We start from the raw sequence: 354 nt of genomic DNA on the forward strand, positions 1-354 counted from the left end.
TGCCTTTCACTGGCACACAAGGCGGCTTGTCCACAGGTGCGAAGCACTCGGTGGGTAAGCCGTGGCAGCACGCTACCCTTTAGCTGCCGGTTTTTCCCGGGCTTCGAGAAACCTGTATAGCCTGCGACAGGTGGCATCCAGGGAGTCTTGATCAGTCTGGCTGATGCGTGGCCAGATCAGAGGGCCGCCGTCTGGTTCTATCAACTCGGCGATGGCCTCTTGCGCGGGCAGTTTCTTGAGCCTGGTGTCCTCGTAACGCCTGCGGATCAATTCACCTCCCAGCAGCCAGAGATTGTCGCGATGGCGTCGCAGTGTCTTGGGCGTGAGTTCGCGGCTCAGCAGGTCAAGCAGGAA

The 354-nt window shown here is 59.9% G+C and carries 1 pseudogene; it reads right to left on the bottom strand.

Annotated features, from left to right (window positions below):
* Positions 1-72: 72 nt before the first annotated feature.
* Positions 73-354: pseudogene (locus ACMX25_RS30795) on the bottom strand (hypothetical protein); the annotation flags it as partial.

Origin of the sequence: Caballeronia eucalypticola (assembly GCF_047608185.1) — a bacterium.
In the GTDB taxonomy this organism is placed as follows: Bacteria; Pseudomonadota; Gammaproteobacteria; order Burkholderiales; family Burkholderiaceae; genus Caballeronia.